This is a genomic window from Thalassomonas actiniarum (assembly GCF_000948975.2).
Lineage (GTDB): Bacteria > Pseudomonadota > Gammaproteobacteria > Enterobacterales > Alteromonadaceae > Thalassomonas > Thalassomonas actiniarum.
This window is the reverse complement of sequence record NZ_CP059736.1, coordinates 810,374-828,392: the sequence shown is the minus strand read 5'-3', so window position 1 is coordinate 828,392 and position 18,019 is coordinate 810,374. Positions and strand designations below refer to the sequence as shown.

The window sequence follows — 18,019 nt, the reverse complement described above, 5'->3', positions numbered from 1 at the left end:
AGCATGTTGCGATTAAAACTGGCGTTATTAAACGTACTGCGCAACGGCAGGCGCAGCTTTATCACCTTGCTGGCGATCCAGTTTGGCGTGATCAGCCTGATTTTAATGGGCGGCTTTTTTGCTTCCATGTATGAAGGTATGCGCGAAGGAGTTATCCGCTCACAGCTTGGCCATATCCAGATTTACCAACAAGGTTTTAACCAATTCGGCAGCCAGGAGCCGGAGAAATACCTGATAGATGCCAAGGTACTCAAGCAGGTAACCACGCAAATTGAAGCCCTGGAACAGGTAGAGCTGGTGACGCCAAGATTAAACCTTACCGGCTTGTTAACCGACGGCAGCAAGTCGCTGGCGGTTGTGGTTGAAGGTATAGACCCGGAAAAAGAGGCGCTGCTAAGCTCGGCGGTAAAATTAACCGCGGGTGAAGACCTGTTTGAGGAAGACACTGACGGCGCCTTGATCGGCGATGGTTTGTTTAAATCCCTGAACCTGGAAATTGGCGCATCGTTGACCCTGATGGCAACCACAGCTGACGGCAGTTTTGATGCCCGCGATATCACCGCCACCGGCGCTATATCTACCGGCACCCGTGAAGTGGATAACCGCTTTATGCGCATTAATCTTAAACACGCCCAGGAGCTGATGTATACCCAGGGGGTTACCCGTTTGGTGCTGCTGCTTAAAGATACTCAGGATACCGATGCGGTAATGGCAGAATTAAATCGGGCCTTTAAAGAGCAGGGGCTGGCACTGGAGCTGCGCAGCTGGAGTGATTTAGCCGATTATTATCATGAAGTGGTGAACCTGTTTGACGGTATATTCTCGATCGTGCAGCTGATAGTGTTGGCCATAGTCCTGCTTGGCATAGTCAATACCATGGTGATGGCGGTGATGGAACGTACCCCGGAAATCGGCACCATACGCGCCATCGGCGGCACCCGCGGTGAAGTGATGAAGCTCTTTATCAGCGAAGCTTTTATTTTGGGGTTAATAGGCAGCGTGCTCGGGGTGGTTTTTGCCGTCTTGCTGGCGCAGGGTATTACCGGCGCAGGCGTTATGATGCCGACCCCGCCGGGCAGCTCGCAAACCTACCCTATCCGCATTTTCACCGACGCAGACCTGCTGTGGAAAAACGGCCTGTTCGGCTTGCTGATTGCCGTGATATCCAGTATTTATCCGGCGGTAAAAGCTTCGCGCATGGTGATCATCCAGGCCCTGAGATTTGCCTGATGGCCTGAAATGAAGGAGTTCAAATGAATAAATTAACCACAATCTTGTTGCCGATTGGGCTGGTTTTTATCAACCCCGCCCTGTGCGCCGAGGCAACCTCGACTACAGTCAATGGACAAATTACCGATGCTGTAGCACAACAGCTGGTAAACAATCCGGTTATAAGTGAAGAAAAAATAACTGAACCGGCTATAAACAATGGTTCAATCAATGAAGCAGTCGGGCCTGTGCCTGAGCAAACTGAGGTTGCTAAAACTGATAGCCAGCTAAATCCACAGTTAAGTGCCGAGCCTGATGCTCAGCAGTTGCTGGAATTTATCGACAGCCTGCGAGGTTACCAGGATCAAAGCTTTACCTTCGACTTATCAAACATCAGCTTTAAGGATAATGAACAAAAGCACCGTAACAAACTGGCGGTTAAAGTACTGAGCGATGCTTCCCTGGTGGAGTTCACCGCCCCGGCCCGCTCTAAAGGCCGCAAAATTTTAAAGCAGGCGCAAAACATGTGGATCCGTTTCCCCGGCACCCGCAATGTCTTGCGCATTTCCCCGGCCCAGCGTTTACTAGGGGAAGCGAGCAACGGTGATGTTACCGGCACTAACTTCTCAGAAGATTACACCGCCAGCTATCAAGGCACTGAAATGCTAAACGACAAGCAGGTGATCAAACTTGAGCTTAACGCCAAACACGACAAAACCACTTACAAGCAAGTGATGTTCTACCTCGACAGCGAAAACAACTTGCCGCTGCGTAGCGATTTTTATGCCCGCTCCGGTAAGTTGGCCAAGCAGGCCTATTACACCAAATTTAAAGAATTTGACGGTGATTTGAAACTGCACCGCATGAAGCTGGTAGATCCGATAGTGGCAGGCAGTTACACCTGGATGATGTTTGACAACTATCAGAAACAAGATCTCGACAGCGCCATTTTCCACAAAGACGCCCTGACGAGGTAGCATTAAAGATGACGTTAAAACTCTGGCCGCTGCTGCCGCTGCTCTTTAGCCCGTTATCCTCTGGCTTTTCGGATAATGGCCCGGGGCAAGATCCCTTTGCTGACGATCCTTTCGCCTCAGATCCGTTTGAAACCGATCCCTTTGTCACTGAGCCGGCGGCAGAAAGCAGCAACCACCAAAGCCGAATAGCCCTGAAAAGTTATTACCAGGATAACCAGCTGCGCATCAGTCACCCCTTTAACCCGGGTGAAGTGAAATTTGCCGATGCCCTTACCCTGGTATCGCTGGATGCTACACTGGAAAGTCAGTGGCACAACCAGTGGAAAACCCGCGCCAGAGTCTATCAGCGCTATCTTCAGGAAAACATCTCCGGCAACAATCAGGACAGCAGCGACAGCCACCTGCTTGAAGGCCTGGTACAGTGGCAAAGCAACAACCGCGATCTGGTGATAGAACTGGGCCGCAGCAAACCCCAGTGGAGCAGCGGCTACAGCTATGACATAGCCAACATGTTGCAACCCCAACGCACCCTGCCCTATATCGATCAGGACAATGCGCTGCAAAGCAAAGGCTGGGACATGGTGTCCGGTCAGTATTTTTCCGGTCCCTGGTCATATGCCGGTTACCTGGTGGCAAGCGATAGCCGCTACCTTGATGCCGACACCGAGGCGGTATTGCGCCTGGGTTATCAGCAAGACGACGCCTTCTCCCTGCTATTACACAAGATAGACGGCCAAGATCTGTCGTTCGGCGCTACCTACTCCAGCCTGCTGAGCGACGCTGTTACCTTCAGGGCCGAGTGGACCCGCCATAGTTACCGGCAAATAGAACCCTTGCAGGTAAATAGCTGGCAAACAAAAGATAAGTCCAACTACCAGCGTTTTGTGGTCGGCTCTACCTATACCGCAGACTCGGGATGGTCGCTGACCGGTGAGTACTTTTACAACGGACACGGCGCCGGAAAAAAAGAATGGAAAAACCTGACCACTGACGCCAAAGCCGCTGCCGAGCGCATCAGGCAAAACCAGTCGAGCGATCCGGCAACCGACTACAACAATGCCTTTGCCGGTTTGGCTTTTATGGGCCAGGGCTGGCTGCGTGAGCGTTATCTCTCTGTGATGTTTATGTCGGCAGAAAGCGACAACCTGTGGCAATTACGCCTGAGCTCACAAATAAGCCTGGACGATGACAGCCAGCTGCACCGCTTTGAACTGCTTAAATCATTCACCGATAACCTGTCGGCGCGGCTGCAATGGCAAGTATTTAACGGCTGCGAGCTATGTGAATACGGCCTCAATCCCAGCAAAAACAATATCCGTTTGACCGCCAGCTGGTTGTTTTAAGCAGCTCCGGCGGTAAGCCAAAATAATAAAAATTAAAGAAAGAGATAAAAGATGGATTTTAACAATAACTACCGTGTTGATCTGCGAGACCTGAACTTCCTGTTGTGGGAGCAATTCGACATTGAAAACACCCTGCTTGACCCGTCGATAAATGCCGAATACAGCAAAGACTTTATCCAGCAGCTGTTATTTCATGCCCGCGACTTTGCCTATAACGAGCTGGGCGCCAACTACCAAAGAGCCGATCGCGAAGGCTGTAAATTACTTGAAGACGGTACGGTACAATTGCCGTCGAAATACCCGGAGATCTGGCAAAAATACGTTGATGCCCAATGGGGCCGGTTAAGCTCGCCGCCGAAATACGACGGCCTGGGCTCCCCCTATATGGTGGCGCAAATGGTTTACGAAATATTCCAGGGTGCCGATGCCTCGTTTATGGTGTACCCGGGCTTTTGCAGCCCGGCCATGCACCTGATCGAAAGGTTTGCCACGGAAGAGGTAAAACAGCGTTTCAGCCCAAAACTTGCCACCAACGAATGGGGCGCCTGTTTATGCATGACTGAACCGCAGGCAGGCAGTGACGTAGGTGCGATAACCACCAAGGCCATTCCGCAAGAAGACGGCAGTTACCATATAGAAGGCGGCAAAATATTCATCTCCGGCGGTATGCACGACCTAACCGACAACATCGTCTACATGCTGCTGGCCCGGGTAGAAGGCGCACGAAGCGGCACCACAGGTTTATCCTGTTTTGTCGTGCCCCGCTTTGAACAACAAGATGACGGCAGCCTGACCGACAACCATGTACGCTGCATACGTCTGGAAGATAAAATGGGCATCCACGGCTGTGCGACCGCCCAATTAAGCTTTGGCGACAACGGTCCCTGTAAGGCCTATTTACTCGGCGAGCGGGAAAACATCGGCCTGCGCCAGCTATCCACCATGATGCACATGGCGCGTATCTCCACCGGCATCTACGCCTTAGGTTTAGCCGGACGCGCCTACATGAACGCCGCAGAATATGCCGCCGAGCGTATACAGGGCACCAGCTTTAAAGAAGCCTTCAACCCGAAGGCAGAAAAAGTCTCAATTATGGCCCACGTAGACGTGCGTCGTATGCTGCTGGAAATGAAGTCTAAAGTAGAAGGCTGCCGGGCACTGATCCACAAACTGACCTTCCATCAAAGCTGGGTAACCAATTTGCAAACTTTGCAGGAGATGCACCCGGAAAAAACCGAAGAGTATAAGGTACAAAGCAAACACCACGAATCCCTGGTAAGCCTGCTGACCCCGATAGTAAAAGCCTACACCTCAGATCAGGCATGGCGGGTGGCTGAACTGGCGATACAAGTCTACGGCGGCCACGGTTACGTGAAAGATCACCCGGTAGAGCAGGTGGCGCGGGACGTGAAAATATTGTCTATTTGGGAAGGTACTTCGTTTATCCAGTCGGCAGACCTGATGAAAGATAAGCTGGGTATGGGACTGACTTCAAAACTGCTGAATATCTACCAAGAACAGATAAAAGTTAGCATAGCCCGCAACCGCGGTGTTGGTGTGCTGCTGGCGGAAACCGATGCCTTGGAAGCTTCACTGGCGATCTTTATCGAAACCCATGCCCTGATGGGGCGCTGGGTAAAAGAGCGTAAAGTTGAGCTGATTTTTTCGGTATCCACCCGATTCCTGGAAATGATGGCGGAAGTTACTTTGTCATGGTTGCAGCTCGATGGTGCGGTAATTGCGGCGCAGAAGCTAGAAAACCTGAAAGATCCGCAAGACGAAGCCTTCTACCAAGGTAAGATCGCAAGTGCTCAGTTTTATATCAATAATATATTACCGGGCGTTAAATCTAAGGCTGAAATTATCGCCAAAGAAGATACTTCAGCACTTGATGCTAGAGAAGATATTTTTTTACAGCGCACTGATTTGTATGGCTAACAGATCAATCAATTGAATAAAGGGGGTAGTAATAGCTCCTTTTTGCATCCTTACTCTTAACTTAACGCCTCGAGTTTTTATCGCTGGCCTTCATCAGCCATAGTTGGGATACTCCGAAAATTTAATGTGTTAGGCAACTTTTCACCCCTTTTTAGCCGGATCGGTTGCCTTTCTCTTTCTGAAACACTTTCCCGCAATATGTTTCATTTTAGGCTTTCCGTGAAAGTCCCTGTTTCCATGGCCTTAACTAGACCCTTAAAGGTTTTAATACATTTTTGGGGTATTTTTATTATTTTTTTTATCTGTTTTTTGTTTTTCAGTTTCTTTATTTGTACATTGTAAATGTGTCTCCCCTTTGTTGTAACTAAGGGGAGAACCGCCATGCAAACCATCATTGAAAATATCCTTGCTTATATCTCAGCCTTTGACGGCGATCCGCTCGTGTTAATCACCCTGCTGGCCCTGTGCGCCGGGATGTTATTTGCCCTGTATAAAGTGGTCAAGTTGGTACTGGAGCATAAGGCGATTAAGGACAAATAAGCGAGGTTTGTCTCGATACCGCTTTCCGTGAAAGTCAGGAAAAATAAGGGCTACACTGAATAGACAGTACTAGAGAGCACATTGTCTGTATTTTTCGCTTACATAGGAATATACCAACAATGAGTAAAACCGATGTACTAAACCCCGTCGAAATTAACCGCGTATTGAAAACTTACTTGTTGATGAAAGATAGCAGACTAAGCGTTGCGCCCTGGTGCTCAGTCATGCAACTATGCTCGTAATAGAGATAGCCTTGATTGAAGTAAACAATATCCTGCATCCCAGTGGCCAGATCAAAGAAGAAATACATCTACCCTCTAAAATCTGTAAGAATCTGAAGCCCGGACAATCTGGTTAACTAACCCTAAGAGCCGGGCCATTATCCAGGAATGGATCTCCTACCAGCTTAAACGGCATTGGGGGAACTGTCATTGATGGCACCCAATACCAGGGGCTTAATCCAGATACCAAGTTTATTTTTAACAACAGGGTCGGGCCTACTCGATACAGCTTCAGCCATGAAAGTTAAAAAGCGGGGTAACTATGTGTCCGTGAAAGGTCAAGTCTTGCTTTTTGCATGGTAAATCCCTTTTGTACAAAATGAAAAGGCTGACCCACTGTTCTATAGCGTAAAACTTCCAAATTAAATTGATTGTGGATTGAATTCCGTAATACTTTAAAACTACAGCTTCTCACTATTTCCGATAATCCAAATTATCGAAAACATTGGATGAGAGGTATTTAATATGCCTAAAGCAATAGACAAACAGAAATTAACCTTTTGATATCCAATTATTTATGCACCATTGCGTCATACAAATAAAAAACCGTAAAGAAATCTTCCTTTACGGTTTTTATTAGAGCAATAAGTAATTCTAAAGTTTATTCGTATCCTCATATGCCAAAAATACAAATAATACTTTGTTATTTATACTTATTATAAGTTAACATCATTAGCTGGCCTTAGGCATCCACAGTGTATCTAATTGTTGCTTCACTGTCTGACCATTACCGGAAACACCATCCAGGTCGCCAATATCACTACCTGCCATGGCTTGTACAAGTAAGTTGATATTTGCTGAACTTAAGCTGTGATCTCCTAAGCTGACTTCGTCAATATTACCGTGAACAGTAATACTGCCATTGGCACCGTTTTGCCAGTCAGTGCCGTTTTGGGAGTCGCCAAACTCGATGAGTAAGCTATCATCTTGCTGTTTCGTCAACCAGATATCATCGGTATCTAAGCCATCTAAAATCAGGGTGTTTTCACCACCGCTATCCCTGATCACATCAACACCATCACCTTTGGTGTAATGATATGTCGTATTTCCGGCACCGCCATCCATAACATCATTGCCTGTGCCACCGATCAATACATTGGTACCGGCAAAACCTCTTATGATATCATCACCGGCGCGGCCATCCAGGGTGTTTTTAGAAGTTTCGTATCTAGCTCCTTCGATGTAATCGTCTAATATAGTCCCCTGAACATTGCCAAACCCTTCAAAATTATCGTTATAGGTGTTAACACCATCAATGTTTGATTCAATCGCTCCCCAACCTAAGTCGAAAACCGTACCATTGCCTGGTTTTTCATTTGCCGCTTGGCCAACAGCTATATAGTCATCCTGCTCCTTTTTACTCATATTTTCCCAGGCCTGTGCATCTAGTACTTGCCCGGAAATAATCTCCCGGCGGCTGGTGGTATAAGAGATATGAGCGTTAACCGCTTTGGCGTCCAAAGTGATATTGGCTAGCGATACTTCAGTGTCACCACTGTTGCTGATTTCCAAGCGCATCCCCTGATTCAGGGCGGCACTTAGCTGCTCATAACTGAGCTCATTAGGATTAATAGCAAGCGTATTGGCCTGAGCGGCGGTTTTCAGCAAAGTATCACCGGCAAACAAGGATAAACTAAGCCCGGTGATATCTCCTTCGGTAGAGACTTCAAGCCGGTATTGTTTGGCAGCAGAAAACTCATTGCCAAGTACTTTAACGACAGTGCCTTCCTGTGCAGCAATACTTTCAGAGTTGCTCTGAACAAATTCACTCCCCCAGGCCACTGCACTGCTATCAACAGGAGCAATTGCTGCTGTAGTGCCGTCAATAAACCATCTGTTAGGAATAATGCGTTTGGCGGGATCATTTAAGAGCCCTTTGACAAAAGCACTCAAGCTTTCATTTCGCAATGAAGTATCGGCAAAAGTCATGCCGCCCGGCATTGCAGTATTAATGGCCAGCGCAATGCTGTCTGCACTGGGATAACCCTGGCTAAGCGCTTGAGGTAAACTAATTTTGTTCAGTATACGATCCCCTGCCATCAGGCTAATATGCATGGTCGTCGCCAATTCGCCATTTTCAGCGCCGCCGATTTTTACCGTAACATCGGTTGATTGCACGTCTTCAAAAGGGTTGTGAAAATTGGCAATACTATCAACCAGCGCATCTGCGCCAATGCTGTTTTGGCTCTCTAAAGCAAGCGGAGCAGCGTAGGCTTTTGCCCGGAATGCTTCGGCAGACAGGCCTGAGAAACCAGCGGCATCATCCGTTGGCAGATTATTAAGCACCAACAGTTTTATGTGCTGATAATTCTCAGAAAGAAAATAATCGGCCAGTGTAAATTTACCTGCTTTACCTGTGCCCGATTGAAAGTTAACCACCAGATCCTGGTTGTCGCGGTTAAAGCTGAGTCCCTGCTCGCCGGTTGCGGGATCTAATGTGATTGCTACGGTATCAATGTCCCTGTCGTCATCACGGTTGTCTATGATGACTTCCTGTTCACCAAGTTGGCTCAGGTCGTACATATCATCACCGGCGTTGCCTCTTAGCATCAAAGGTGAGTCTATTTTCTTACCTGAGTCGGCATCCAGCTGCAGCCAGTCGTGGCCATTGCCTCCTATTAAGGTATTGGTTTCATCGCCGGCAATAAGGATATCCCCCTGGAATGTCGGTGCAGATTTTTCTGTCACATCGCCGCCGACCAGGGCTTTAACCAGGATATCTTTTTCTTTATCGTAAGAGAAATGCATAGAGCCCCCTTCATTGTCCACCAGATAAAGGTGAGCATTAGGATAATTTCCCTGACTGTCATGTTGATAATAATTGCGTACTTCTACCACAACTTTTTCACCCTGGCTGTTACGGTAACGCAATACCAGATCATTGTCATCGCGCCACATATCAATTTCTTCCATACCGGCATCGACCACTATGGCATCGTTTTCAGGCGCCGTACTGGTATCCTGATTATCGATAACGGTGATGCCGGCGCTGGCCGCAACATAGATATCGGCTCCGGCACGTCCTGTTAAGGTATCGTTACCCTGGGCAACCAGAATATTATCTTTACTGTCGCCAACGATATTATCATTTAGTTCAGTGCCCTGGGCAGCAAGCTCATATCGCTCCGAGAGCACGATAGGTTTTGGCACTGAAAAACCAGTATGCTCAGTGGTAACCAAACCACCGGCCTGAGACAAGTCAGAATAAATCGTCGTCGACATCGGAGAGCTTGCATCCATATAACCCCCATCCGAGAAGATTTCGAACCGGCGCATGATATTGCCCAATTCAATGCCGAAATTAACTTCATAACCGTCGTTGGTATAAAAACGTAGAGCGTCATATACCGCTTTTTGCTCTTGCCCTTCGACATTTAAGGTTAGAGAATGCTTTCTTTCATGGAAGTCATAATCCCATTGTTCAGATTTATCGTCGATAAATGAGCCGATATCGAGTTTGACTTCTTCTTTCTGGCCGTTGCCTTTGTCGATAACAAAAACCAGTTTGAAGTCATTAAAGGTCACCACCCGTTGACCTCTCGGACCATAAATAGAATCGAAATCATGAAAACGGAAATCAACATCCATGCGGATACTGATATCTTTAGCTGCAGCGTCAAACCAGTATTTGGTCTTGGTCTGGCTGCCCTGGTAGCTGATCTGCCGGTTATTTTCCAACTGTGTCAGTCCCGCTCCGTCACCTTTGCGGCTAATGCTGCCTGCTGCCAGATCAATTTCTACGCCCTGATTTGAACCTTGGAGCCTTTGCTGATCCATAGCTGCGTTATAGATAGTGGAAAGCTTGAAGTCATCGACATTGCCATTGCCGCTGATCGTTTGCGGCAATTGCGCCGATAACATAAAGCCGTCTGTGGTAGAAAAACGCAGCAGCTTATTGAGCCTGACACGTTCTCCCTGCGCATTGAGTTCATACATGTCCTTAACCTGGACTTGTCCGCCCTTTTTAAGGCTGATAATCAAGTCATTGCCGACAATTTGCCAGTTGTCCAGATCGGTAAACTGAGTGCCGAGCAAAACATCGTTAACTTCTACGGAATTGCCTTCGATCTCATCCTGAGCGGCGGTTTCGATAATCGTTACCTTGTCGCCGTTTTCCAGTTCGCCAATACGGTAGGAATCGGCACCGGCGCCGCCTTCAAGGGTGTCTTTGCCTTTACCCGTTAAGAGATTATTGTTTTCATCGCCGACAAAGTGATGCTGAGTTTTAAAGTCCGTCGCAGCAATACCCAGGAGCAGGTTTTCCATGTTGGCAACTGTGCCAATATTGGTTTGCGTACCGTTTTTATGTTTCAAGGCGATAGTTTCTGCGGCTAAGTCGACCTTGTAGCCCAGATAATCGGTACCTGCAAAAACGGTGTTAAGTTGCAGGCTGTCGATACCGTCGCCGCCGTCCAAGTCATAACGGTACGAGCTAAATAACGCCGCATGTGTTGCCCTGGCTTCATCAAATAACCGTCCGTCGGCCCCGGTTAACGGGACACTGGCATTAAGCACAAAGATATCTTGTTTATCACCGCCGGTAATATTCTTATTACCCGTTTCCAGCATAAACATATTGGCATTGGCCTTAAGCCCGATGCCGGTATCATTGCCGTTAGCCAGATTAAAAAGCACACCCTTATCTGACTGTACATTGCCCACTTGTTTTAAATGCCCGCTTGAGTCCAGACCTGCGGAGTAATCAAAATTGGCGTTATGATAGTCTGCATATATTTCGGCATATTGGCGATTGCGGTTTAATGTCCAGCCACCTCCTTCATATTGTGCAGTGTTGATATGTATATGCTCATGGTTGATTTCACCTCCTTCCCAGGCATCTTGGTATGTGCCGCCTGTATCTAAGTAACCTTCGGCAAACTTTTGTACTTTAACCTCGGTCTCTTCATAGATAACGGCGCTAAAATTGTCACTGACACCGGCCAGCAGGTTGTCGGCGCTGCTTTTTAACAGCTCTTGATACTTAGAAGAATATTGCGCCTGAAGCACATCTTCCTGGATATTCTGAGGCGTAGTGTCGCCAAAAAATGCCCGGGTGCCTATTTCTGCCCTTTGTCCGGCAGTCAGGGGAATTATTTCTTCTATTGCCTGTACTTTACGCACCGCGGAATAAATGGCATCAACACCCACCATAACAACGGCAAATACGGCACCGGCGATGGCGCCAACCGGTCCGGCGACTAAGGTCAGCCCGGCAAAAACCGTAGCTGCCGTTATTGAAATAGCCGAAGTGGTAATGGAATAAATGGCATCCTGACGCTCCAGGCCTTTTTTATCTTCGAACCCTTTCAACGGTTCAACAATGCCGTAATAAACATCAAAAGGCACGCTGGCCAGCGCGCCGATAACACCGGCCCCCTTACCCAGCACCTTACCGACACCACTGGCGATTCTGCCGCCGATACTCTTTAATGATGCGGTGGCCGAACGGGCAATACGCGCACCGACTTTTTGGCTTAACTTTTCGATGGCCTCACTGCCAAAGGTATTGGCCAGGCCGCCGGCACTGCTTTCAATGCCTTTCTGATCATCCTTACCGATCGACTTGAACAGTGACCAGAAACCACTGGCTTTGCCATATTTGTCGATCACGCTTAAGGTGTTGCCGGCCGCGGCCCCGGCAGCATTAATGCTTGATGATTTAGCGGCAACGGCGGTATCGATACCGACAGAGATATCATCAAAGGCGCCTATTTTCAGCTTGCCGTCATTCCAGCTGTCGCTGTCTGCCAGCTCTGCCATCGAAAGCTTGACGCTATCCACTAATGTCCCCTCACCGGCGATCAGACTTTCGGCTGAAACGCCTTGCTGGTTGGCGGAGCGGTTAAGCACATCTAGATATCTGGCTTTGCCGACGGTATCTGCAGTGGCAAAAGCATGTGCAAACTTATCGCCGTCAAAAACCAGCTGCTGCGAAGTAAAGTTGCTTTGGCTATGTACCGCCTTACCGTCGATAATGGCGCCGGCTTTATAGAGCTGTTCACGGCTGATGCCGGACTCCAGGGTTCCCTTTTGCTCATCTAAAGTGCGTAATTCATTGATGGTTAAGGTATCGAGCTTGACCTTAAGCGTTTTAAGCTGTGCCGAAGACAAGTTATCCACTTTAGTTTGATCCAGCGATAGTTCGCCATTGCTGCGCGTGAAAAGTCCGCCTATTTCTCTAACAACGGCAGGATCATCCTGCCAGGCGCCATAATTGTTTGTTTGCTCAGCAAAATCCTGCACTTTAACCCATTTACGCAGGTCACTGCCTAAGTTTGCCGGCGGCGCATCAAGGTCGGTGATCAAGGTATTGGCATAGGCAATAAAACGTTTCGCTTTACTTGGCTGGCCTTCAGCATTTTCGGTACTTGAATAGACTCCTGCCCGGGTTTGACGCTTCAGGTACAAAGCTATTGTTGCCAGGCTTTGGTTGCCCGGATTATTGTCAATGAATTGCAATAAGGCAGCATCGGATAACGGCGTATTCGCCTTATCGCCGAACAGGTTAATATACAGCGCCTGCTTGTTTTTGCCCGCTTCATCATCGGACAAATTCAACAATTGCTTGAGCAGACGTTCGCTGTCAAAGGTCAGATCATCCTGCAACGAAGGCGAAGTAAAGTCGGTATCGGCGTCGACAAGTTTACCGTCGATTTGAGCGCCCATTCTCCGTAGTCGCTCCCGCCTGATTTCTATCCCGCCAATCGCCACTTTGCCGTATGCCTTATCCAGCAACACTAATTTTTCCTGAGTGCTTAAGTTGCTCTCTCCCAGAGATTCCAGCACTTCACCTGCCGGGGTATTATCCCTGCTTATATCAACCAGGTTTTGCTCAAATTGCGCAGCAGCGCTATCAAAATTGCTGAGTTTATCAGCATCACTGTAGTCCTCGGCACCGGTAAAGTCTTTCGGCCAGAAGCGATTGCTTGCCTTATCATAAAGCACCTTGCTCAGTTTCAGATCCTGATGGTATAACTGGGCATCGCCAAGGTCGGCGATCATATTTAAATACAGCTCTTTGGCATTGGCCGGCAATTCAGCCAGTGTCAACTTGTCGAGCGATTTGCCCGGTATTTTAAGCATACGCAATTTAACACTACCGTCGCTTTCCCGGTAAACCTCGGCGCTGCCTTCCCCGTAAAAGCGGTTAAAATAATCCGCTTCTATGTTTGCCCGGGCAAAATCCTGGGCAAAGTCTTTAACCAGCACCGTCGGGTCTTGGGTGATCAACTGGTAGAAAGGCTGTGCCTGCAATGCCTGTGTTTGCTGCTCGCCCCCTTCCCGGTCGCTGCTTAATTCGTTGCGATAGGAAGCATATTGCCACTGGGACGGACTGACATCGGAGGACGGTTTCACGCCGGGCGTAATCCCCCCCTCATTTAACGTACTTTCAAGTTCACTAACAAAAGTTTGTACTTTTTTCAGTCCCTCGGCGCTGTATTCTTTTCGCTCGTTATCCGTTTTGATGTACAAGGTAAATTGCGTACCCACTTTTACCCTGGAATCAGCCCCGGTACGAGACATATCGGTCACTTTCCAGCTATCTATGGGGCTGTCTGCAGAAAAGAGCAGCCCTTTGATCAGCTCAAATGCCCGGGAGACTTCCCCTTCCTGTACACTGATATGGATCTTATCACCGGCACTGCCCCCTTGGGATAAACCTTCAACACGGTTGGCATGCAAAAAGACATCGGCGTCGGTTTTCGTTAACCTGAAACCGTTTTCCACAGCAACTTCTCTTGCCTGGAAGGTTTCATACGAAGGTGCATCTGCAGCCCTGTTAAACACCGGGTTATCCAAGTCTTGCATCTTACTGTGCAAAAGTTCTTTATTTTGTTGCAGGTATTCAGCTGCCGTCGGGGGCGGCGCTACCGGCTCAACTTTCAGCTTAGCTCCCTTGCCTTTAAACTTAGGTCCAAGCACACCGTCAACAGCCTCGTCACCCGGGCTTTCATAGGCAAGCTCCTGCCCGTTATAATCGTAGGCACTGCTGCGCTCAACCGTATTGTTTTGAGGGTCCCATTGCAACACCAGCTTATTGTTGCTGTCTTTATGCACCCAATCGCCGTTTGCATCCTGGACATGTTTATGACCGGCGCTATCTACCGCCAGCTCTGAAGTGCGCACCGATATCTCGGTATCGGCCCATTTCAACTCCTGTGTCAGCTGTTCGCCAAAATTTGCCTGCTGTGAATGCGAAGCAAGAGAGCAGCCCACCAGGCTGATACGCCCCGGTGTTAATGTGCCTTTAATATCGACCAATTGAGCGGCCAGTTCAGCGGCGCTGCGTCCCGCCAGCGTCCGGCTGCCGTCATCGGCTGCACGGCCATGCCCTACCAGCTGCCAGCGGATATTATCGACACCGTCGGAGTCGAGTATCGACATATCGCCATAAACCACTTTCGGGTTGCCATTGGCATCTAATTGCACGATAACGCTGCTGTCGGGATGTTTGCCCGCCAGACGGGCCGCTGCACGTTTGGCAATAGGATCATTTTCCAACTGAACGATCACCTGGGCATCATAGCGGGTGCTGCCGCCGTCTTGTCTTGGTGTTACCTCCGGAGCATCCCAAGTGTTCACGTCCCGGTTGTCGATGACTTTATGGGCATAGGCAATTTCCCCTTCTGCACTTAAGACGCTGACACTTTGTTGCCAGCCGGCGGGGGCCCCGGCACGGCTGAGCAGGCCAGTCAATGATTCGGGAACGATTTGACCGCTTTCATTAAACGATACCAGGTTATTGTCGGTCAGATATAACTTGAAGGTTTCATACTGGGCACTCTCTGCGCTTTCAAGAGTAAAACGTCTCAATACCGTTTTAAATCTGGATTTTGTCCCGAAAGTGGGCACAATCTGCGCCGTTAGTAAATTAGCCAGTTGCGATAAACTTGCCGTATCGGCTTTTAGCCAGTCAGGAACATGAGTTGCCGTAGCAAGGCTCTTTTGTACGGCCGTTTTAACCATAGTGGTGATGAGTTTATCCGATGCACCGACATTGTCATTGTTTCCCCAAAGCAGGGCTTTATCTCCCTCAGGCGCATACATATAAACATAGTTATCAACGGTATAGAGCGAGGGTACGCTTACTTCTTCACCTGCTTGAGGATAAGCGACCCGGTATACCGCATCAAAGGCCTGTTTGGTATTAACACCGTATACCACCAATTGCTTTGTTAAATCGGCTTCGCTTATTTTCGGCACGCCCATAGCATCCAGGACATTATTGACTTTCGCTATTTTGCCTGGCAAGGAGTTAAGCAGGGTATTGCCCTCCTTGAGAAAGTAGTTTGCCGTGACGTCGACTTCTTCGGAAATAATATTTTCTAAATATTTTTGATTGTTCAGCTCGGGGTTCCCCTGACTCGGCTGATTCAACCATTCGCCGAACGAGGCAGGGTCAAACAGATACTGCTCAACAATCCTATCGACCTGCTCGGTGCTATAATGCCGCTCAAGCTGGCCTCTTAGTGTTAAACCAGCGTTATAAACCGCATTTTTGTTGTTATAGTTAGTGCGAAAGGCAAAGTCTTCGCCAAAAACACCTTTGGCAACTTTTTCCCCGAGATAATCCGTAACCATTTCATCCCAATTGGCTTTCTGGGTTTCTAAGCTGAAAGGACCAAAGGCACGACGACCGGACGATGAGGCATGTACCGACTCATGGGCAAGCGTTGATTTGGTAAAATCTTCATCCAGGTGTCCGTTACGATAAAAGTCCGGGGCATCGACAAAAATACGAATAATGCCGTCTTTCCCGCTAAAAGCCGGTGCCGGAGCCGTATCTGAAGCAGATAGGCCAATCCCCTGATCGTTTGCAAAAGCCTTCTGATAGGCCAGCAAATTATTTCTTTCCGGGTATTCGCCATGCCCCTGAGTGGAATAATATTTCACCCTGAAATTACGGTCACCGCTTGAGCCGCTATCTGCATCATCAAAACCTGACAGAGCGACTTTTTCGGCATCGCTGAGACTGTCGCTGTTTTCGATCTCTTTTAACAGCACTTTGTCATATATCACCGGCTTATTGCCGCTATCCGGTAAACCAAGCACCGCTTTATCGGCATTCTTTACTGCCGTCCAGTCAAAATCCGTCCAGAATTTATCCAACTGCCTTTGCTGCATAGCGCTCTCCTGGCCGTCGTTTCCGTCAACATCAGGAGTTTCACTAACATTGTCTCCCAAATGTTCAAGTATTTCACCGCTATTTTCCTGGCTGTTAAGCCAGCCTTGCGGCGCCTGCGGCTGGGCAATTAATTGGGCAAACTTTTCCGGTACCAATTTCCCGTTTGTGGCGAACAACTCAGGTGAATGCTCAGCCAATACACGCTTCAAATCATTTAATTCACTGCCGGCATCTCCTAAAAAATTAAGCGGTACAACGGTGCTACTAAACTGGCTGGCAAGCAAACTTGACATAGCCGATAATCGCTGCGGCTGCGCACTTATCCAATCGGGCAAGTTTTGCTGGCTTTTTAAAGACTTGTAAATACTGGCCGCATAAATTTCGGCTTTAAAATTATTCTGTAGTGCCGACCAAACTTGCGCCGGGGTCTTACCGTTGCCCGTACCATCGGCTAAAACAAAAACTTGCTCTCCCAAACGGAATACCGCGGGTACTTCGGACGCCTGCGGATAAGCAACCTTATAAATAGCTTCATATTCGGAGCGGGTTTGCGGACCATAAACGGTAAAGGCTGTGCCTTCCACCATGTTTTCGGTCATATTGCCTGTCAGGCCCAAACTCTGCAATTTCGTGTTTATAGCACCCACTTTATTGCGGATCCCCGAACGGGCGCCGACCGCTGGCGATGAACTGCCTTTGGCGTAAGGTTCGGACTCAGTCACTACAACATTATTAATATATTCGGCATTACTCATCTCGGCATTTCTCACCGATGGCTGACCGGCCCAGGCATCAATACTGGTTGGCGATAAGAAATAACCGGACAGAATAGTACCGACATCCTCAGAAAAGTGCCTGGTTAACTGCCCCCGTAAGGTATAACCGCTGTCTGAGGTATTGGGATTGCTAAAATAGTTGGTACGGTACGCAAAATCATTGCCGAAAGCTTTTTTGGCGGTGGTTTCCCCCATATAGTCTGTCACCAGTTCGTCTAACGGCAAACCGGAATCAACAATCTTTTTCCAGTTATCACCACGCAAACTTTCTTTACGCAGCCCGGCCCTGGCAAAAGACAGGGTATGCATAGCTTCATGCACTAACGTTGAAACGGCGAAATCCCGATCGAATTTACCGTTGCGGTAAAAGTCGGGGTGATCGATATTGATGCGCAATACGCCCGCCTTATCGGCAAAGGCTACCGGGGCGGTTGACTTATTGGTCAGCATACTCTGAATTTCAGCCTGGGATTTATTATCGTCCACCCCGTGGGCACGGATAAAAGCATCGAGATTTTTACCGTCATTTTCGACGGTGTCTGTGTAATATTTGACTCTAAAACTCCGTTCTCCCAGGACATTACTGCCTGCATCGTCAAATGCGCCATTATCGGCACTGTCGATAAAATCGGGGGCCTGGCCACTACCGAGAAACTGAGTGAAATTCTCACCGAGAATACTTTCAATATTCTCCCTGGCAGCCTGCTTTACCACCGCCCAGTCAAAAGTTTGCCAAAACTCGGGCAAATGGCTTTTATCCGACACCTGCACTGCATTTTCGGAATCCGGGGTTTGCTGTATCGTCATTAGATATCACCTCTTCAATATT

At 48.4% G+C, this 18,019-nt stretch carries 6 protein-coding genes; 5 read left to right on the top strand and 1 reads right to left on the bottom strand.

Annotated elements, in window-relative coordinates; genetic code table 11:
* Positions 1-3 precede the first annotated feature (3 nt).
* From SG35_RS31760 to SG35_RS31740, 5 genes are all read left to right on the top strand, one after another.
* The gene (locus tag SG35_RS31760; RefSeq protein WP_044831152.1) at positions 4-1,230 is read left to right on the top strand and encodes an ABC transporter permease; all 1,227 of its coding nucleotides are present in this window, start codon (positions 4-6) and stop codon (positions 1,228-1,230) included.
* 23 nt (positions 1,231-1,253) lie between these two features.
* Positions 1,254-2,186 carry an outer membrane lipoprotein-sorting protein gene (locus SG35_RS31755; RefSeq protein ID WP_053042812.1) on the top strand — a complete coding sequence of 311 codons (933 nt, stop codon included), beginning with the start codon at positions 1,254-1,256 and terminating at the stop codon, positions 2,184-2,186.
* An 8-nt stretch (positions 2,187-2,194) separates the two neighbouring features.
* Complete coding sequence (locus SG35_RS31750; protein ID WP_044831151.1) at positions 2,195-3,529, top strand: hypothetical protein; 1,335 nt, start codon at positions 2,195-2,197, stop codon at positions 3,527-3,529.
* 51 nt (positions 3,530-3,580) lie between these two features.
* The gene (locus SG35_RS31745) at positions 3,581-5,467 is read left to right on the top strand and encodes an acyl-CoA dehydrogenase family protein (RefSeq protein WP_044831150.1); all 1,887 of its coding nucleotides are present in this window, start codon (positions 3,581-3,583) and stop codon (positions 5,465-5,467) included.
* A 381-nt stretch (positions 5,468-5,848) separates the two neighbouring features.
* Entirely contained in the window at positions 5,849-6,007 is a 159-nt protein-coding gene (locus SG35_RS31740; protein ID WP_160298227.1) for a hypothetical protein, read from the top strand.
* A 953-nt stretch (positions 6,008-6,960) separates the two neighbouring features.
* Here SG35_RS31740 and ospF read toward each other — a convergent pair.
* Positions 6,961-17,997, bottom strand: coding sequence for a type III secretion system effector phosphothreonine lyase (ospF, locus tag SG35_RS31735; RefSeq protein WP_044831148.1), 11,037 nt, complete (start codon positions 17,995-17,997; stop codon positions 6,961-6,963).
* Positions 17,998-18,019 lie beyond the last annotated feature (22 nt).

Bases quoted from the DNA above. Each gene is read 5' to 3' on its own strand.
- SG35_RS31760 (WP_044831152.1), top strand. From the start codon at position 4: ATGTTGCGATTAAAACTGGCGTTATTAAACGTACTGCGCAACGGCAGG.
- SG35_RS31755 (WP_053042812.1), top strand. From the start codon at position 1,254: ATGAATAAATTAACCACAATCTTGTTGCCGATTGGGCTGGTTTTTATC.
- SG35_RS31750 (WP_044831151.1), top strand. From the start codon at position 2,195: ATGACGTTAAAACTCTGGCCGCTGCTGCCGCTGCTCTTTAGCCCGTTA.
- SG35_RS31745 (WP_044831150.1), top strand. From the start codon at position 3,581: ATGGATTTTAACAATAACTACCGTGTTGATCTGCGAGACCTGAACTTC.
- SG35_RS31740 (WP_160298227.1), top strand. From the start codon at position 5,849: ATGCAAACCATCATTGAAAATATCCTTGCTTATATCTCAGCCTTTGAC.
- ospF (WP_044831148.1), bottom strand. From the start codon at position 17,997: ATGACGATACAGCAAACCCCGGATTCCGAAAATGCAGTGCAGGTGTCG.